We start from the raw sequence: 15,640 nt of genomic DNA on the forward strand, positions 1-15,640 counted from the left end.
ATAAAGTCTTATTAATCAAGACAATGGCTATCTTTTGCTGTTAATAAATATGAAAATTGTTCATTCTTAATATTTCCCACTTATCTGATGAAAATTAGAGAGAATTTGATCGGAAAAATTGATAATTTTTTTTGAAGATAGCGATCGCATTTGGGAAAATGAAAACCCCCTGCATGGAGAGGGGGGAAGAATTCTTAGTGTTAAATGTTTAAAAGGTCTAAACTGCTCCCCCTGCCCTCGTAGGGAAGGGGGTTGGGGGGTTAGGTCAGAACACGAGAAAGCCAGTTATTTCGTTCTCGCTGTTGACGGGCCAAGAAACCCCGGAGGGCGATCCAGCTTTTCCACCATTGCCAACTTCCTAACTCTGTTTGAAGCGCTCTCGTTTTTCCGGTGGTGAGAAGGTCGATCTGTTGCCAACTCAGGGGTAAATTCACACTCGCCCACAGGGTATCAATGAGGGAACGAACCGTTGAGGGAGAATATTCTTCCAGGCGGGTACTCTCCAAATAGAACAACAACTTTTCCCAACAATTAAGATCGGTTTTGTCCTCCCCAACGGGTTCAACGGCCATTAACAAATGCCACAACACCCAAGGACAAACCCAGTCCAAACTTTGACCACTATTAAACAAAACCCGCACACAAACCCGATCCTTGCCGAGATGCTTGGCCTGTTTGTAGGCTTCATTTAACCCCCGATGCCATAAAGACTGAGGGATACGCCGTTGGGCAATAACCACCCCTAAACTAAAGGTCATATTCGGGCCAGGGATAGGATAAATTTGATTTTGATAAGACACCCAACCCGCCACAGACGGATCAAGGGGTTGAGTTAGGGGCGTCGCTTGTCCGGCCCAAAGGTGATGAAGTTGGGAGGTTAGGGCGATCGCATCGGTTATTGGCCCTAATAATAAGAAGTCATCCCCCCCGGCAAAAATCACCCGTGCGTTATGGTGGTTTTGCGTCAGGTCGTATAACACTCGGTTCCAATATCCAAACAATACCGATAGATCTAAAGTATGGGGGAGTTCCATCTGACGGAACACATCGGGAAGGTTAGGCGGTGAAAAGCCGAGTTGATATTGTTCAATAGTTGAGGGGTTGGGATGCCAGTTAGACCAGGGTAATTTCAGCGTCTCATATTGTTTACCCGACAGCCATTTGCCCATATTATCCCCATCGCCGCGCCATCCTACTGTCCATTCCACCGGACTTTCCCAACCCTTGGGAAGATCATTTTCCCAACCTTCCACCTCGTCAGCATCAATATTGCGACGTTCTAAAACTCTCGGATGAGCATAGGGGGGAGACTGGCGATCCATTTGGGGAATACCCCAAGAGTTAAAAACTGATCCAGACTGATAATATTCACTCAGAGCCTCAACTTCAGTATTCCACTGCTCCGCATCCACAACATCAGCCACCCAAGCCGCGGCCGCCGCCGTGCGATCAGGAAACCGATCCCAAGGACAACGGGGTGGTTCTTGTCCCCATAATGTTGTTAAGGTGGGAACGATAATTTCAGGGACGGAAGCCAAGCGTTTGACCATTTCCAGGCTATTCAAGCGATCGCTTTCTGAAAATAACCCCGCTAAGGAGCTTTTTTCGGCTATCCCTTCCCACCATTGGGTTAATACCTGATCCGGTAGTCCCCAAGTTCCCCCCGCTTCCACAGGTTGTAAACCCGGATGCCAGATCGATAAACTCCCCGAACTAGGGCTCGTGCGTCCTCCCCACCAGTTCCCCTGCCATTGTCGGCCTAATTTTTGAGCCTCAACAGCCTGATACAACTGTTCCATATCTTCAACAATGTGATCCCGCCGCAGGGCAGTAGACTCGCCATAAACTGACCAAAAACTAAGGTTATCTGCTTGAATAACTTGCCATCCTAAACCGTTTAACCGGGAGTTATGACGGATCGAAGCGGTTTCTAAGGCGGTTAAAAACCTTTGCCATTCGTTATAAAAAATGTCTTGGCAGTTTTCCCACCATTGGGGCTCGTCGGGAAATAAGCCAGTAATAATATTAGGGAGTTCGGCTTGCCAGAAGCTTTCATCGGTAAGGGTTTCGCCGTTTAACCATTTCAGCAAGGGGGAGGACTGATGCAAGGGGACTAAAACCTTTCCCCCCTGTTTCTCCCAGTGGTGAATAACGACCCCGCACAGATAATGACATAACCAAGAAGCCACGGCCCAGTCCCGCAGGCGTTGACCTCCGGCGAGGAAGCTTTGCACGGGGCCAAAGGTCAAAACGCCGATCTGAGTTAGGGTGGCATCACTGTGTTGTTGAATTTGTTCGCAGGCTTCCACAGAAGCCCCACCACCCCACCAAAATTGATTTTTTAAATATTCTGAAGTTTGCCAAGTACCGCAGCTAGGATGGGTTGCTAAGGTGGGTTGATCGGAGGGCAAAGCTGCATAATATTGTTGTTGTTGTTTCAGCCAGTCTTGTAATTCCATTAGAGACTCCGTTTAACATCATTAACGAGTTGTTCAAATCCTTTGATTTTGCTATTAATAGGGGTTGTGAGATTGGCTAATTTGACAATATAGTTCAACCAATTAATCGCAATTTGAGCCGGATGGTCGGCGTGATTTACTCCTTTTAATTGTTTGGTTTTTTCATCTAAAACTTGATCAATTAAATCCCCTAATAAGCTGTGATACAGTTCATTTCTGATTTCAAGAAAACTCTTTCGAGTATGATTTTGTAGGGTAATCCAGTTAGAACAGTAAAACTCTTGAAAACTTTCCCAAGCAGGATCATTGATTTTAGAGGTAAAATAGTTAACGGTTCGCTTCAAATATTTATTGTCAATTGAAGCATTTCCTTGAGTGAGTAAGTCCTTAACCCTTGGCGTAATCTCAAGTCGGAATTCTATAGGTGAATTTTGATTCTTTTCTTGATATTTTAGAATCGGTTTTTGAGTTTTATGATCTCTTTCCCAGTGATAAGCATTTCCGCCTTTATATTCGATTAAACAAGCGATCGCTAATTCAAAAGCCCCGGCTATTCTCAAATACCACTGCATCCACTGACCCCGTTCTCGAAAGGCTTTTTCACTCCACAACGCAATTGAAATCCGTTCTAAAATATCATCTTCAGCCGATAGCTTTTGGCGTTTTGCCGATAAGTTAAAAGAAACAGCCCGATCTAATTGATCGAGTTTGATTTTTAAGTTATTATCAGGATGATCTTGGATTAAAGTTTTTACCCCAGAAAAGTCTTGAATTTCTAATAACTGTTCAATTTGGGGTACTTTTAACCGCCATTGCCAATGAGTTCCCGTATGAAAATAGGGTTGAGAATCTTGGCGAGACATATAGACAAATTCAATCGGATTTTTGGCTAACTGCTGTTCAAGTCCCCATAAATATAAAGCACTACTTAAAGCAGGTGTTCCACTACTATGTTGTATGATTAATTTCTGAGCATTAATCTTGACACTATCCGAGGTATTCTCGAAAACAATACCCTTGGAATTAAAGGCAAATTTAGGATTTAATTGTTCTTCAACAAACTTTGCCATTTGATCCCAATTAGCAACCCCATTATCTAAATTTGGATCAATATCTAAAATCATTAAATCATGGGAAATTCCCTGTTTTTGACACCAAGATTGTAAAAGATTTCGCCACCAATATCCATCAGAAGTAATTAAATCACTCAATTCTTGTCCAGAAATATGATGATGTTCAATCCAAGCTTGCTGATTCGTTAAAAGAATGACAAAATGAAGTAGAGTATCAGGTTCTCGACTTTCCCACAGGCTTCTAATTAAAGGAAAATCAATCCGATCTAAGTCGTTTCCTAAGTCTTCGTCATTGCCCTCCGCCATGTATCGAACCTCTTCTAAGGTGTAACAGCGACCGAGTTGCTCGGTTCCTTCCTTTGAATCCACCCTCACATCGTTGTTGCCCAAAATCTGTAAAACTACATTCTTTCTCATATCGCTTAAGTAAGATTATAACTAATTCAGTTTTTATTGAACTTCTATTGAGTTGAAATTTGAAGATTCTTAAGATTTTATTAAGGTAATTGTTGTATTTCTTTGTATTTCTTTATAATAGGAGTAAAATTTTGGGGTTGATATCCTTTGGTAAAAAGGTTCTGAATTTGAGCGATCGCACTTTCCACTTCCGCTTGTCGATTGGCGGCTAAATGCAGTAACGGCCGTTGACTTGTTCTGGTTCCATCATTAAAGAAGAAACAGAGTGGGAGCTAGTTCGGCTACAATCCCAAAAATGGAACCAGAAACTGGACACAAATATTGTTACAATCCTAGCTAACCAAACCTGCTCTTAATGCGCGCACAGCCGCTTGAGTGCGATCATCACAAGCTAACTTATTGAGAATATTACGAACATGAGTTTTCACAGTCCCCATTGATATAAATAATTGCTCGGCAATTTCTTCATTGCCATACCCTTCGACAATCAGTTCAATAATTTCATTTTCTCGCCGAGTTAGCGGATTAAATTGTAATAACTCGTTATCCTCTGGTTTTAACCCATGAATCGATACGGTCGGAATAACACTTGAACCAACAACTGCTTTAAACGGATTATTAAGTCGAGCTAAAACAATCCGTGCTATAGACGGGTCAATCCAGTTCGCGCCTCGGTGAGTTTCCAGTATTGCTTCTAACAGTTTTTCAAATTTCAGGTCTTTCATACAGTAAGAATCTGCTCCGGCTGCAAACGCGGCTAAAATGGATTCTTCTTGAGCTTGCGAGGTTAAAATTAAAACTTTAGGTTGGCTGATAGAGGAATCAAGCTGACAGGTTTGCACATACTCCTTAAACCGTTTAGTTAATTCAATCCCATCGACTAATCCCGGTAATCCTAAATCAATAATGGCAACATCGGGTAGCGTTTTCTCCAATATTGTGATTCCTTGTAATCCATTGCTGGCTTCCGCGATAAACCTGATTTCTTCACAATCTTCCAACGCTGCTTTAATTCCAACCCGAGTTAAGTGATGATCTTCAATTAACACAATACTCACGCGATTCATAATTTTCTCCATTAACAATAACTTGAGATTAAAAGCACATTTTGAAAGCGAAACTTCAAGGTTAGCAATTTTTGTTCTGAGGGAGACACAAAGTAAAAATACTTCCAACCCCCAGTTGTGACGTCACTTCTAAACGACCCGAATGGGCTTGCGCAATACGTTGGGACAGATGTAACCCCAAACCACTCCCGGCTCCTTTTTGATTTCCAGTGCGAAAGCGTTCAAAGATTGCATTTTGCTCTGATTCTGTGATTCCAGGGCCTGTATCTTCGACCTGAATGGAAACGCTTTGAGCATTGTACTCAACAGTGATCTTGACTTGACCGCGCTGTGTGAACTTAATCGCATTACTCACTAAATTCGTCAGAACTCGGCGTAGTTCTAAGCGATCGCCTTGAATACGGAATGACCCTTGTTGGATTTCAAAAATTAAGCTTAAGTTTTTGCTGAGTGCCAACGCCTCTTGCTCTTTAACGACTTCCTTAATGAGTTTGTAAAGATCAAAAGTTGTGATAGCCATTGGTTTGCAACCCGCTTCAAACCGATGCACTTCTAGGAGGGTATTGACGAGGGTAATTAGGTTGTCATTGCTAAGAGCGATGGTATGAAGAGCCTCTTTTACTGTGGGGGGTAAGGTGCCAAATTTTCCTTGCCCTAGTAAAGTCAGCATTTGTTGGGCAGCAATCAGAGGGTTACGCAAATCATGGGTTAGGCGAGAAACAAAATCTTCACGGGCTAAAGCCATCTCTCGCATTGAATCTAGGCTATGCTTGAGACAGAGCAGGTTGCGGACACGGGCAAGTAATTCGTTAACTTGAATGGGTTTCCAGAGAAAATCATCGGCTCCCAATTCTAATCCATTCGTAGAAGGAATGGAGGGATCTGATGCGAGAAGGACAATGGGAATGAAGGGCAATTGAGGGGTAGAACGAATTTTGTAAGTGACTTCATAACCATCTGCATCTGGCATCATCACATCCCATAGAATTAAATCGGGAGGGTGGGTGTTGATAGCGGCGATCGCTTCTTTTCCATTTGAACTGGTGCTAACACAATATCCTTCCTCGGTTAAAATCGTTTCCAAAATCAATAAGGTGTCCGTTTCCGGATCGGCTGCAAAAATTTGGCTGGGTCTATCTTTCATGAATTCAATCTCCTTTCTGGCAACCTTCCCAAACTCACCAGGGAGTCTGTATTGTCCATTGCCTGAATTTCTTGAATGACAGATAAAATCGGTTGAGAATTTTTTAATTGTTTCGCTGCCTTCAGTTTTTGCTCTTTCGTAATCCGCAGTAAGTAGTTTTTTAATCGGTCATAGCACCATCCCAGTCGCACCCCAAGTGCATAGATTCGATCGCTTTGACTAGGTTTTAGGGCTTTTTCTAAGATTGGGGCTAAGGAGGGAGTGTGAGAAGCCGGAATGGTTCGTCTACTCTTTTTCCCCTGTCGATAGCCTTGCCAAAACTCCAGGGAGTAAGATGAAGCATGAATACGAAGTCGATAGTGTTCTACCATTGAAATGAGCCACTCTAAATCTTGTTTTCTTAAAGTAGAAAGGGCATCCTTGGGCTGGTAGTGCCTCCAGAGGTCAATTAAACTTTTTAGCTTTTTCTGAAATCGAGTGAAATGGTCAATGGCAGCCTGGGAAGAAGTCGTCTCTGAAAGCAGCTTGGGTTTGAGGATCTTAATTGACACCATAATTTGTCGATTCCTTGATATCGAAGTTGCTTTTTTCTATCTAATTCCTAAATTAGCAATGGCATAGATTAAGAAAGTTCTACCTTAAAGCTGATTTATTAAAAAAGCGGATACTTTAAAAAAAAGCCGTTCATCTAGGAACCCATAATCTGGTTTCGTTCCTATCTTTTGTTTCCGCTTTTTAAATAGAAACCATAAAAATAAATAATGCCCCATTCATTCTGGAGCATTTTTTAAAAAATATTAAATTTGCCTCAGTTTATATCTAAGGACAGTTGTGGATTTCAATTTCTTTCCCTAGCTAGACAACAAGGATTCTAAGTCTACTAAAAGTTTTTGGAGACGCTTTTGTTTTTTCGGATCGCTCCAAGCTTTTGACTTATTGACTTGGGTGAGTGCGACTTTAATTCGGGTTTGAAGAGAATCTTCGCTTTTTTCGGATTGAGATTCAGATTTTAAGGTTGAAATTTGAGCTTTGATTTGAGTCAGAGACCAATTCTCTGTAATTGCCGTTTCTAGTAAGGTAACTCGTGCCTGTTCATCTTTGACTTTAGCGATCGCACGAGCTTTAGTATATTCAATTTTGCCTTCTCGTAAACTTCCTAAAACTTCTTCAGGGAGCTTCAGTAGAGGCAGCCGATTACTAATAAAAGATTCCCAAGACATCTTACCTAAGTCTTGAAAAACTTGGACGACAACTTCAGATTCAGGTTGAATGATAACGTTATCATTATCTCGAAGCATTTGATTTTGCATTCGATACAGAAGGCGTTCAGCTTCTGGTACAGAACAATCTAGTCGATTAGCGAGTAGCCCTAAAATCCCTTCTGTTTCTTCAATTGGATTCAGATCTTCCCGTTGCAGGTTTTCAACTAAAGCAATTTGTAAAGCTTGTTGTTCTGTCAGTTCTCTGATGATAATAGGAACTTCTTTCAACCCCACTTCTTTCGCCGCTCTTAAGCGTCTTTCTCCCGCTACTAACTCATACTTTCCATTGGGTAAAGGGCGAACTAATAGCGGTTGAAGAATCCCATCAATTTTGACAGACTCAACTAAACACTGCATCGCTTGAGAATCAAAATAGCGACGAGGTTGAGTAGGCGGAAGCTGAATCGCATCAAAGGGTACTGAACTGTTAGGTAAACTCTCAGTCTCGTCATCACCAAACAAGACTGTTAAATTGGCTTTTCCTTTGTACGGCTGATTACTTTTATTGGACATTGAGTTTCTCCATCTTGGCAGCTAAACGATCTAAGATTTTTACCGCTCCATTTCTAGCGTCATAGACAGCTAGGGGAACCTGCTGTTCAGAAGCATCAACAAAAGCGGTTAAGCGAGGAATCGGCTCATAGACCGTTCCCACGGGGGAAAATTGTTCCTGAATTGCGTTTAAAGTGCGTTTATCCTGGGAGTTGGTGGCAGCATAGCGAGAGGGAACAAATCCAGCAATCTGCAAAGAGCGGTTTCCTTTTTTTCGGACTCTGGCGACGGTTTGCAAGAGCAAGTTGGTTCCTTCAAACGCTTTGTAATGAGTTTCAATGGGGACTAAAACATGGGTGGCAGCAACAAGGCTAATGTAGCTTAATAATCCTAAGCTGGGCGGACAGTCAATCAAAATAAAATCATAGTTCTCTCGAATAGGTTCTAGCGCATCTTTCAGACGAACTTCTCGAAAGTCCATATTCACCAATTGGATTTCTGCCACACTCAGGTTAATGTTGGTGGGAGCTAGATCCATGCGATGAACTTCTTTGTGGATGAAGAGGGGTTCTTCATTCACAATGGCATCAAATACGGTTTTTTCCAAGCTCTGAGGGTCAAAGCCCATAAATAAGGTTAAAGACGCTTGCGGATCGAGATCGATGAGCAAAATTTTATTCCCTCGTTGAGCCAGGTGGTAGCCTAAGTTGAGCGTAATTGTTGTTTTGCCCACACCGCCAGCTTGGTTGAACAGCGAAATCACTTTTGTCTGGGTCATCGGCTATTCTCCACTAGCACGCTCATGTTGCGATTTAAAAAGGAATTTAGAGCTACAGTTGGGATTATACACATATCGATTTAAGATGAATATTTCAGAATATTTTGCTGGAAAAATATAATAAATTCTCCGTGACTGTTAATAATATCTCATATCCTGGGAGAAGATGTTGAAGCGAATCGAAATTTTTAGATTTATAGCCATTCAGAAAATTCTAAAGGCGAGATTTGGGTTGTACTGCTACGCGCTAGGGAACAGGGAACAGTAAGCTGCGAAAGGGTTTTAGGATTTGGGAGTGTCCTAACTGTAATGCGTAGCACTATAGCTCTTTCCTTTTAAGCTAGGGGAAAAGAATCAATTATTCCATCTGCCCTATTTCTGAATTCAACTCGGGTAGCTTTAGTCCTGAAGATGGACTAGAAAAGATTGCTGTCGTGATAGGTTGAAGGGTGAGCCAATTATCGAGAAATATAAGATTTATGCTGACAAGGCAGATGCAGCGATTTTCTTCAAAATCGATCTACCAACTTCAACAAATTGGACTAGCCTTTTTTGAAAAAATTGCAACGGATTCTAATTTGGCTGGAGAAACTCAAGATTTTTATCAAGGATTACTGGTTGGGTTAGATTGGGGTGTTAAACTGATCGATCAAGAGCAGGGGATAGAAACTCTAAAAGACTTAGAGGCTAGAATTGCAACTTTTATCAACCTAGATCATACTCCCAGCCAACAGCCACACCCTTCAACGGCAATTCATCGATTATCTTCAGCGTCTATTGCTCAACTGCAACAACAAGGGCTATCTACTGAACTTGATGAAAATATATTAGCTTGTGTTCCTGCTACTGAAACTCAAGATTTCTATCACGGTTGTCTAGCCGCTTTAGATTTTTCTATATCGTTGTCTAAAGAAAAATATGCTTATGCTCAGATTAGTTTGCTTAAGACAAATGCCGCCCATTTTATCGAGTTATCTTCCCAAAGCGATCGCCAAGTAGCTCGTCCTACCCTTCAAGATATGTCTTTAACTCAACCTCGAAAACAAAGAAGATTTAGTTCTCTCCTACCTGTTTATCAGCCAGGAGGAGTAAGTCCAATTTCTCCAGAAACTAACTCCGAAACACTAATTGAGTCGGGAATAAATGACTCAGACTGTCCTGAAGACTCCGAGCAAGTTAGATTAGAGGATGATCCCAAAGATTCAAAAGAGGGAGAAGGTTTGATTGAAGTTGGCAGATCAGCAGAGCAACGATTAGAAATGGAAAGATTATTGGTGGAGCTTTTATTAAAAGAGCATCATCAATTCAAGGGATTAGAACGGTTAGAGTTTATGGAAGATTGGACAATATTGTGGCAGGAAGGAGAATCAATTCGAGTGGTTTCTCAAGTAGATCATCACTTAGTATTCAAGATCAATTTAGAGGGTGAAGTTCAAAATCCTTTATCTAATTTAGATGCAGAAAAGTTAAAGACAAAACTTACTCAGGAAGTGCCAGAACTATTGAGTGAAGTTCAAGTTTTACAGAATAATTTCAACTCAACTATTGAACCGTTAATGTTCACTTTAGAGCGTGAACAAGTTAAACAAGCTGAATTGATTTTACCCATAGCCCAAAAGGTATTTGAATACAAACTGAACTTAGGAGATGAAGGGGTAGAAGAAACGGATGATTCTACTATTATTTCCGTTGCAGAGGTTTACCAGCTAATGGTCACAGATGTTGAAGGGGTTTCTGTATCTTCTGTGAGAGCATCTGGCAGAGGAGAACTGCTGAGAGTGTATGGGGAGCATTTAGTTCTAGCTCAAGGAATTCGATCTGAAGATGTTGAATTTTGGCTTCAAATGGCAGATGATTTGAATACTGTTGAATCCCAACTTGCTTATAAATCAAGGGAGATAGAACTTTGAGTTTTGGCGATCGCATGAATCCTTAACCCTAGAGGTACAGGGGAACATAGAAACTCAATCGTCACAAGAAATTGGGATGTGTTGAAAACAATATCTTAGTCGCAACCTGTAAACCTAACAATCCTTTAAGATTTTTTGCCAGTAAAAATGGCTTGAATTCTTCAAATATCCTACTAACTTTTCCTAGAGAGGTTGATATACTTTACTGGAAAAAAGGGAAAAACCATCATCCGCTTTTGCCGTTAGATGGCACAACAATCGAAACTGGCGTGGTGTAGGAGGTTGATTAATCCGTTCTACTTGTACATTCACGTCGTAAGCAGTCCTGCGAATGAGTTCAAAAATTTCAGGATTCAAATATCGGGGACAATAACCGACAATATGGTGATCTTCTGTGTTGAGGGTCAAAGCCATCTGATCATAAATATTTTGGAATTCATGGGCTAACCATAACTTCTCGTCTGGAACAAAGCAGTTAATTCGTTCAATTGAAGATGGTGGTAAATGTTGCATTCCATCAGGGAAAAAGTGAAGATGATAACGCCCTTCTTCATCGGGTACGGGACAAGGAAAAACAGTCAGTGTATCTGTTTTCCTCTGTCCACCACTACGAGCTAATAAAGTAATTGGTTGACACTCCTCGGTCTAAAGACATGAGGATTCTTCGTTCACAGACCCAACTTGCTCAGACAGGATGACTCCAGCCTGAGTAGAGGTCGAATCTCCCGAAGCGTTCGGATCTAAGATCCAGGTTCCTACGTGACCCGTAGTACCCAAGGCTAAATTCAGGATGTTGATAGCCGCGTTCCAGTCTCTATCTACCTCAAATCCACACTGACAACGGTGGGTTCTTGTCGATAGAGATTTTTTGACGATGGCGCCACAATTAGAGCATTCTTGAGACGTATAAGCCGGATTAACTGAAACAGTGATCTTGCCGAATTTAATCCCAAAATACTCTAACCATTTCCTGAATAGATACCAACCCGCATCATTAATCGACTTAGCCAGACAATGATTTTTGACTAAATTTTTAATCCTCAAGTCTTCATAGGCGATCAAATCGTTAGATTGAATCACGCAACGCGCCAGTCTCTTGGCGTGTTCTTCACGTTGCCTACTTATTTTCAGGTGGACTCGCCCAAGTCGATTAACGGCTTTCTTTCGGTTAGCCGAGCCTTTGCTTTTGCGTGAAACCCGTCTTTGTCGAAATTTCAGACGCTTCTCACCGATTCGATAAAATCTCGGATTCGGTTCAGTCTGCCCATTGCTGTCGGTGTAGAACTCTTTCAGTCCTACATCTAAACCTATCGTTTTACCTGTAGGTTTAGATTCTACTTTCCGATCAGCATTAACTAAAAACTGAACGTAGTAGCCATCTGCACGTCGAACTATCCTCACCCGTTTGATCTGGTCTATTTGGTAGAAGTTTAAATCCCAGGTTCCTTTGAGTTTTAACTTACCTATGCCCTTGCTGTCGGTGAAAGTAATCTGTTTGCGGGTTTCGGAAAGTTTCCATCCGCTCACTTTATACTCAACTGAGCGACAGTTTTTCTTGAACTGTGGATAGCCTTTCTTGCCCGGAACCGACTTTTTGCAATTGCTATAGAACCGAGCGATTGAGGTATAAGCTCTTTCAACCGCTACTTGGCAAGCGTGAGAATTTAAGGCTTTCACAAAGGGAAACTCAGCCCTCAATACGGTGTTATGACGATACAGTTCTTTCTGCCCTACGCCTCGATTGTCCATCCAGAAGCGAATGCACTTGTTGCGAACAAATTGGGCTGTGCGAATTGCATCATCTATCGCAGCATATTGAGTTGTTTTTCCTTTTGCCTTGAACTCTAAAACGAGCATTTGACGTAGACAAACCCTACGGCAATTATCATAACACAATTAAAGTCGCCCTAGAAAGGCGAGGCTTGAAACCCATATCTTTGGTCAAAAGTTAAGCGACCAATGGGAAACCAAGAGCGACTGTTTGGATCTTGCCATGCCAAAATAGATATTTGGAAGTGTTGGGGGGTTGGTTTCCCCCCGTAAGTGTTTTAAAGTTCGGCTAAATCCTCAAGGTATTGTGCAAGTTGGCTTTGAGCCATGCAAACTTGCTCTCCATCTCGCAATAACCAAGCCACTAAGCCATTGTAAAAAGCAGCACCAATCATAATGTCTTCTGGCTTAATGATTCGGTTTAAGTCGAGTGAAAGCAATCTTGCATCAAGAGTTTTAGCTGTTCTCAGATGCTGAATCATTGCCACCTGAGAACAATTAAATTTGTTAATGCGATTCATCGTTCTCAGTATCTCCAATTAGCAATCAAACCCGAAGTCAGATTTAGCGAGTTCCGCTGCTCGTATAAGTTCGATTTCGTCTTGTTCTTCAGGATTAATAGTTTGGGTGGTTTCTTGGCTATGTCGTTTCATCCAAAGCTCACGATAAACCAGTATTAATTGATCATTTTCCGTTGTTTTTAAGGTAGATTTGAGAACGGTACCGTTAGAAGTTTGGATGTAGAAAACAGTTTGGCTGTCGAGGTCTTCTTCAGTCCAGCCAAGGTGTCGCTCAACCAACCCATCCGCATAAACTATCTCAATCACATCAATTTTGAGCCCGTTGCCATCAGTGTAACTACGGGCAATTTTAGTTTCGATGGCAGTGTTAAGTTGTGCCGTCATGAAAGTTAGTTCCTTAGTTAATAAAGAACCAACCGGAAAACAGCTTAGGAAGCTAGGTCGGTTGGTTCGGTTGGTTTTGGGTTAAACAGCAGGGAATTGATCTCAAATAGCGATCTAAATAAAACAACGCGGTAGCGTCTTGATGAACGTCTTGGCAAATTGTGGTGAGCAACAGGTCAGAAAAGAACTCGATGGGAAGGATTAGCGAGCGATCGCTATGAATTCAGTCAATGAATCAACTGAAGAATGCAACCATGAGGCGAACACTTGTCCTCTAACAGCTATTTCAGGATGTTGGATTAAAGTTGTCTTTTCTTAAAGTCGTTAGTGAAGGTTCGTACTATTTTCGCGGCGATCCAATTGCAACCCATAATCTCAGAACAACAAAATCCTAACCTACTAAAATGAGTAGTTTTACTTACTAAAATTGATGTACCGAATTTTGACATGGCTTGCTGTTCCACTGTGGGAAAAACAGAAGGGAAAACAGTGCATAAATTTCCTCTTGTTTGTTTAGATTAGCCAGAAAAATGTCAAAAATGATACCTAATTAGCCGCACTACAACGGGCTACAAAAGGAAATCCAAGGGAAAATAGTGCATTTGTTCCCTACTTTTTCCTCGCTGTTTCAAGTAGATTTTTGAACTGTGTATCGCAACAGAAAGCCACTCAATCTCAAATGTATTTTTTTGTACTACAGAAGTAACAAAGCCAATGGAAAATTTTCCATCAATGCCTGTCGGGATTATCCACTATGTCCTTAGTGGTGGTGGGTGGGTGGGCAAAAAAAGCTTCCCCTATGGTGGGGAAGTAGGCAGTTAGCGTGATTAAGGAGCCATCAAAGATTGTTGTAGGTGTGTGAGCTTAATCCATCTCAATTTCATGATCATCGATCCCGTCATCCAGTGTTAACGCATTTTGGGCAATGACCTTGTTTTGGCGAGCTATCCGTTCGTTGCGGATGCCCCGATGTTTGGCTCGACGTTCTCGAATGGCATCAACATCATTCAGGCCATAAAGAGCTTGTGCAGCCTGCATCAGTTCTTTTAAGGAAGTTGTGCCATAGTCTTCACGAAATTGAGCATTGTGGGTTTCCCAGTCAAAATCGTGGTTATTAAAACGGGCAGCACTCGCAAGCTCACGGCCAGATTCTTCTCTTAAAACTTCTAGCACCATCAAACGTAGTTTTTCGTTATAGCTAATGCACTGGTCTAAAGCTTTGGTATAAGCTTTTTGAGACTTTGTGGTTTTAGCGGAATGGAACTTACGATTTTTAGAAGTTACAATCATTTTGATCTTCCTATTCAAATAATGTTCACACCCAAAGCAGCGATCGCTGTCTTCTTATGTTCAATTTTAAAATTAAAGTTTTTTGTATGATAGCGATCGCTATTTTCGATTTGTTGAAAATTAATTTAAAATTTATCATTAAAAAAAATTACCCTACCTTAAGGTAGAGTAATAGTCAAATGGATATGAAATGATAGGTACGCTTCATGAATCAAATCAGAGCAGAAAATTAGTTATTCTAAATCTTCCTCCTCCTCCTCATCTTCATCATCTTCATCTTCATCATCTTCGTCTTCATCATCTTCGTCTTCTTCCTCAAAGTCATCGTCTTCTTCGTCTTCCAAATCTTCTGGTTCCTCATCATCATCATCTTCCAAATCATCAATATCATCATCATTGTTAGATTGCTCTTGCTGAAGATAACTATTGCGTTTGGCAAGGGATTCTTGATTGAATTTAACGAGGCTTTTAATGGCTTCTTGAGGATCTAACTCGAAAACATCGTACAGTTTTGCCATAACCAAAGCTAAAGTTTCGATATCATGACGCAGGGCATCCGGTTGTCCGAACAAAGTAGGGAACACTTCATTATTCCAACGTTGCCAGTTCATGGTTTTGCCACGTTTTTTCAATTGAGCAGCAATATCCAAACCGATCTTTTCTTTAATGGCATGACCGATTTTTGTTTGAAGACGTTTTTCGCGAAGTTGCAGCTTCACGCCAAACTTTTTAACAATGGTCGTTCTGACTCGCTCAAGCAGTGCGTTAGCTTGTTCTTCAACTGAAACAGCCGAACGACGGATTCCATTCCCATTGCTAGGAACAGGTAATCCGGTGCTTTTTGATTTAGGAGTCACACCGTTGGTTTTTCCATTGAAAGTTCCCGCGCCATTAGATGTGCGAGAGTTATTTTTATTCGTTGTAGTTACCATGAAGTTCAATTTAATTTAATTACTTCGTGGCAATCTGCGCCGCTAGGCGCTTTCAAATTTCCCAATTTATTATTAATGGTTAATTTAAAATTAATTAAAATTCTTTTTGATTTTATCATTAAATGATGGAGTTAAAATATT

14 protein-coding genes are annotated in these 15,640 nt (G+C 41.3%); 1 reads left to right on the forward strand and 13 read right to left on the reverse strand.

Going from position 1 to position 15,640, the window contains the following annotated elements; all coding sequences use genetic code 11:
* Nucleotides 1-260: 260 nt before the first annotated feature.
* From PL9631_RS03165 to PL9631_RS03195, 7 genes are all read right to left on the reverse strand, one after another.
* Complete coding sequence (locus PL9631_RS03165; RefSeq protein ID WP_083616864.1) at nt 261-2,459, reverse strand: Cas10/Cmr2 second palm domain-containing protein; 2,199 nt, start codon at nt 2,457-2,459, stop codon at nt 261-263.
* The gene (locus PL9631_RS03170) at nt 2,459-3,949 is read right to left on the reverse strand and encodes a hypothetical protein (RefSeq protein WP_083616866.1); all 1,491 of its coding nucleotides are present in this window, start codon (nt 3,947-3,949) and stop codon (nt 2,459-2,461) included. The genes PL9631_RS03165 and PL9631_RS03170 overlap by 1 nt, the downstream gene beginning before the upstream one ends.
* Before the next feature lie 332 nt (nt 3,950-4,281).
* Nucleotides 4,282-5,016: a LuxR C-terminal-related transcriptional regulator gene (locus PL9631_RS03175; protein WP_083616868.1), complete on the reverse strand. Its 735-nt coding sequence runs from the start codon at nt 5,014-5,016 to the stop codon at nt 4,282-4,284.
* A 61-nt stretch (nt 5,017-5,077) separates the two neighbouring features.
* A complete protein-coding gene (locus PL9631_RS03180; protein ID WP_083616870.1) occupies nt 5,078-6,160 on the reverse strand; it encodes an ATP-binding response regulator in 1,083 nt (360 codons plus the stop codon).
* Nucleotides 6,157-6,714: a hypothetical protein gene (locus PL9631_RS03185; protein ID WP_083616872.1), complete on the reverse strand. Its 558-nt coding sequence runs from the start codon at nt 6,712-6,714 to the stop codon at nt 6,157-6,159. The genes PL9631_RS03180 and PL9631_RS03185 overlap by 4 nt, the downstream gene beginning before the upstream one ends.
* A gap of 297 nt (nt 6,715-7,011) precedes the next feature.
* Nucleotides 7,012-7,935, reverse strand: coding sequence for a ParB/RepB/Spo0J family partition protein (locus tag PL9631_RS03190; RefSeq protein WP_083616874.1), 924 nt, complete (start codon nt 7,933-7,935; stop codon nt 7,012-7,014).
* A complete protein-coding gene (locus tag PL9631_RS03195) occupies nt 7,925-8,692 on the reverse strand; it encodes a ParA family protein (protein WP_079680027.1) in 768 nt (255 codons plus the stop codon). The genes PL9631_RS03190 and PL9631_RS03195 overlap by 11 nt, the downstream gene beginning before the upstream one ends.
* 479 nt (nt 8,693-9,171) lie before the next feature.
* Here PL9631_RS03195 and PL9631_RS03200 point away from each other — a divergent pair, with 479 nt between their 5' ends.
* Nucleotides 9,172-10,602 carry a hypothetical protein gene (locus PL9631_RS03200; protein ID WP_156090433.1) on the forward strand — a complete coding sequence of 477 codons (1,431 nt, stop codon included), beginning with the start codon at nt 9,172-9,174 and terminating at the stop codon, nt 10,600-10,602.
* Between the two features lie 183 nt (nt 10,603-10,785).
* On the opposite strand, the gene PL9631_RS03205 is transcribed toward PL9631_RS03200, so the two are convergent.
* The 6 genes from PL9631_RS03205 to PL9631_RS03230 all read right to left on the reverse strand — a co-directional run bounded on the left by PL9631_RS03205 (nt 10,786) and on the right by PL9631_RS03230 (nt 15,499).
* A complete protein-coding gene (locus PL9631_RS03205; RefSeq protein WP_083616878.1) occupies nt 10,786-11,115 on the reverse strand; it encodes a hypothetical protein in 330 nt (109 codons plus the stop codon).
* Between the two features lie 132 nt (nt 11,116-11,247).
* Complete coding sequence (locus PL9631_RS03210) at nt 11,248-12,459, reverse strand: RNA-guided endonuclease InsQ/TnpB family protein (protein WP_083616880.1); 1,212 nt, start codon at nt 12,457-12,459, stop codon at nt 11,248-11,250.
* Between the two features lie 191 nt (nt 12,460-12,650).
* A complete protein-coding gene (locus PL9631_RS03215; RefSeq protein ID WP_083616882.1) occupies nt 12,651-12,893 on the reverse strand; it encodes a hypothetical protein in 243 nt (80 codons plus the stop codon).
* Nucleotides 12,894-12,911: 18 nt separating this feature from the next.
* Nucleotides 12,912-13,277: a hypothetical protein gene (locus PL9631_RS03220; RefSeq protein WP_083616884.1), complete on the reverse strand. Its 366-nt coding sequence runs from the start codon at nt 13,275-13,277 to the stop codon at nt 12,912-12,914.
* 864 nt (nt 13,278-14,141) lie between these two features.
* A complete protein-coding gene (locus PL9631_RS03225; protein ID WP_083616886.1) occupies nt 14,142-14,567 on the reverse strand; it encodes an aminoacyl-histidine dipeptidase in 426 nt (141 codons plus the stop codon).
* Nucleotides 14,568-14,800: 233 nt separating this feature from the next.
* Nucleotides 14,801-15,499: a hypothetical protein gene (locus tag PL9631_RS03230; protein WP_156090434.1), complete on the reverse strand. Its 699-nt coding sequence runs from the start codon at nt 15,497-15,499 to the stop codon at nt 14,801-14,803.
* Nucleotides 15,500-15,640: the final 141 nt, after the last annotated feature.

This window comes from Planktothrix paucivesiculata PCC 9631 (assembly GCF_900009265.2).
Classification (GTDB): domain Bacteria; phylum Cyanobacteriota; class Cyanobacteriia; order Cyanobacteriales; family Microcoleaceae; genus Planktothrix; species Planktothrix paucivesiculata.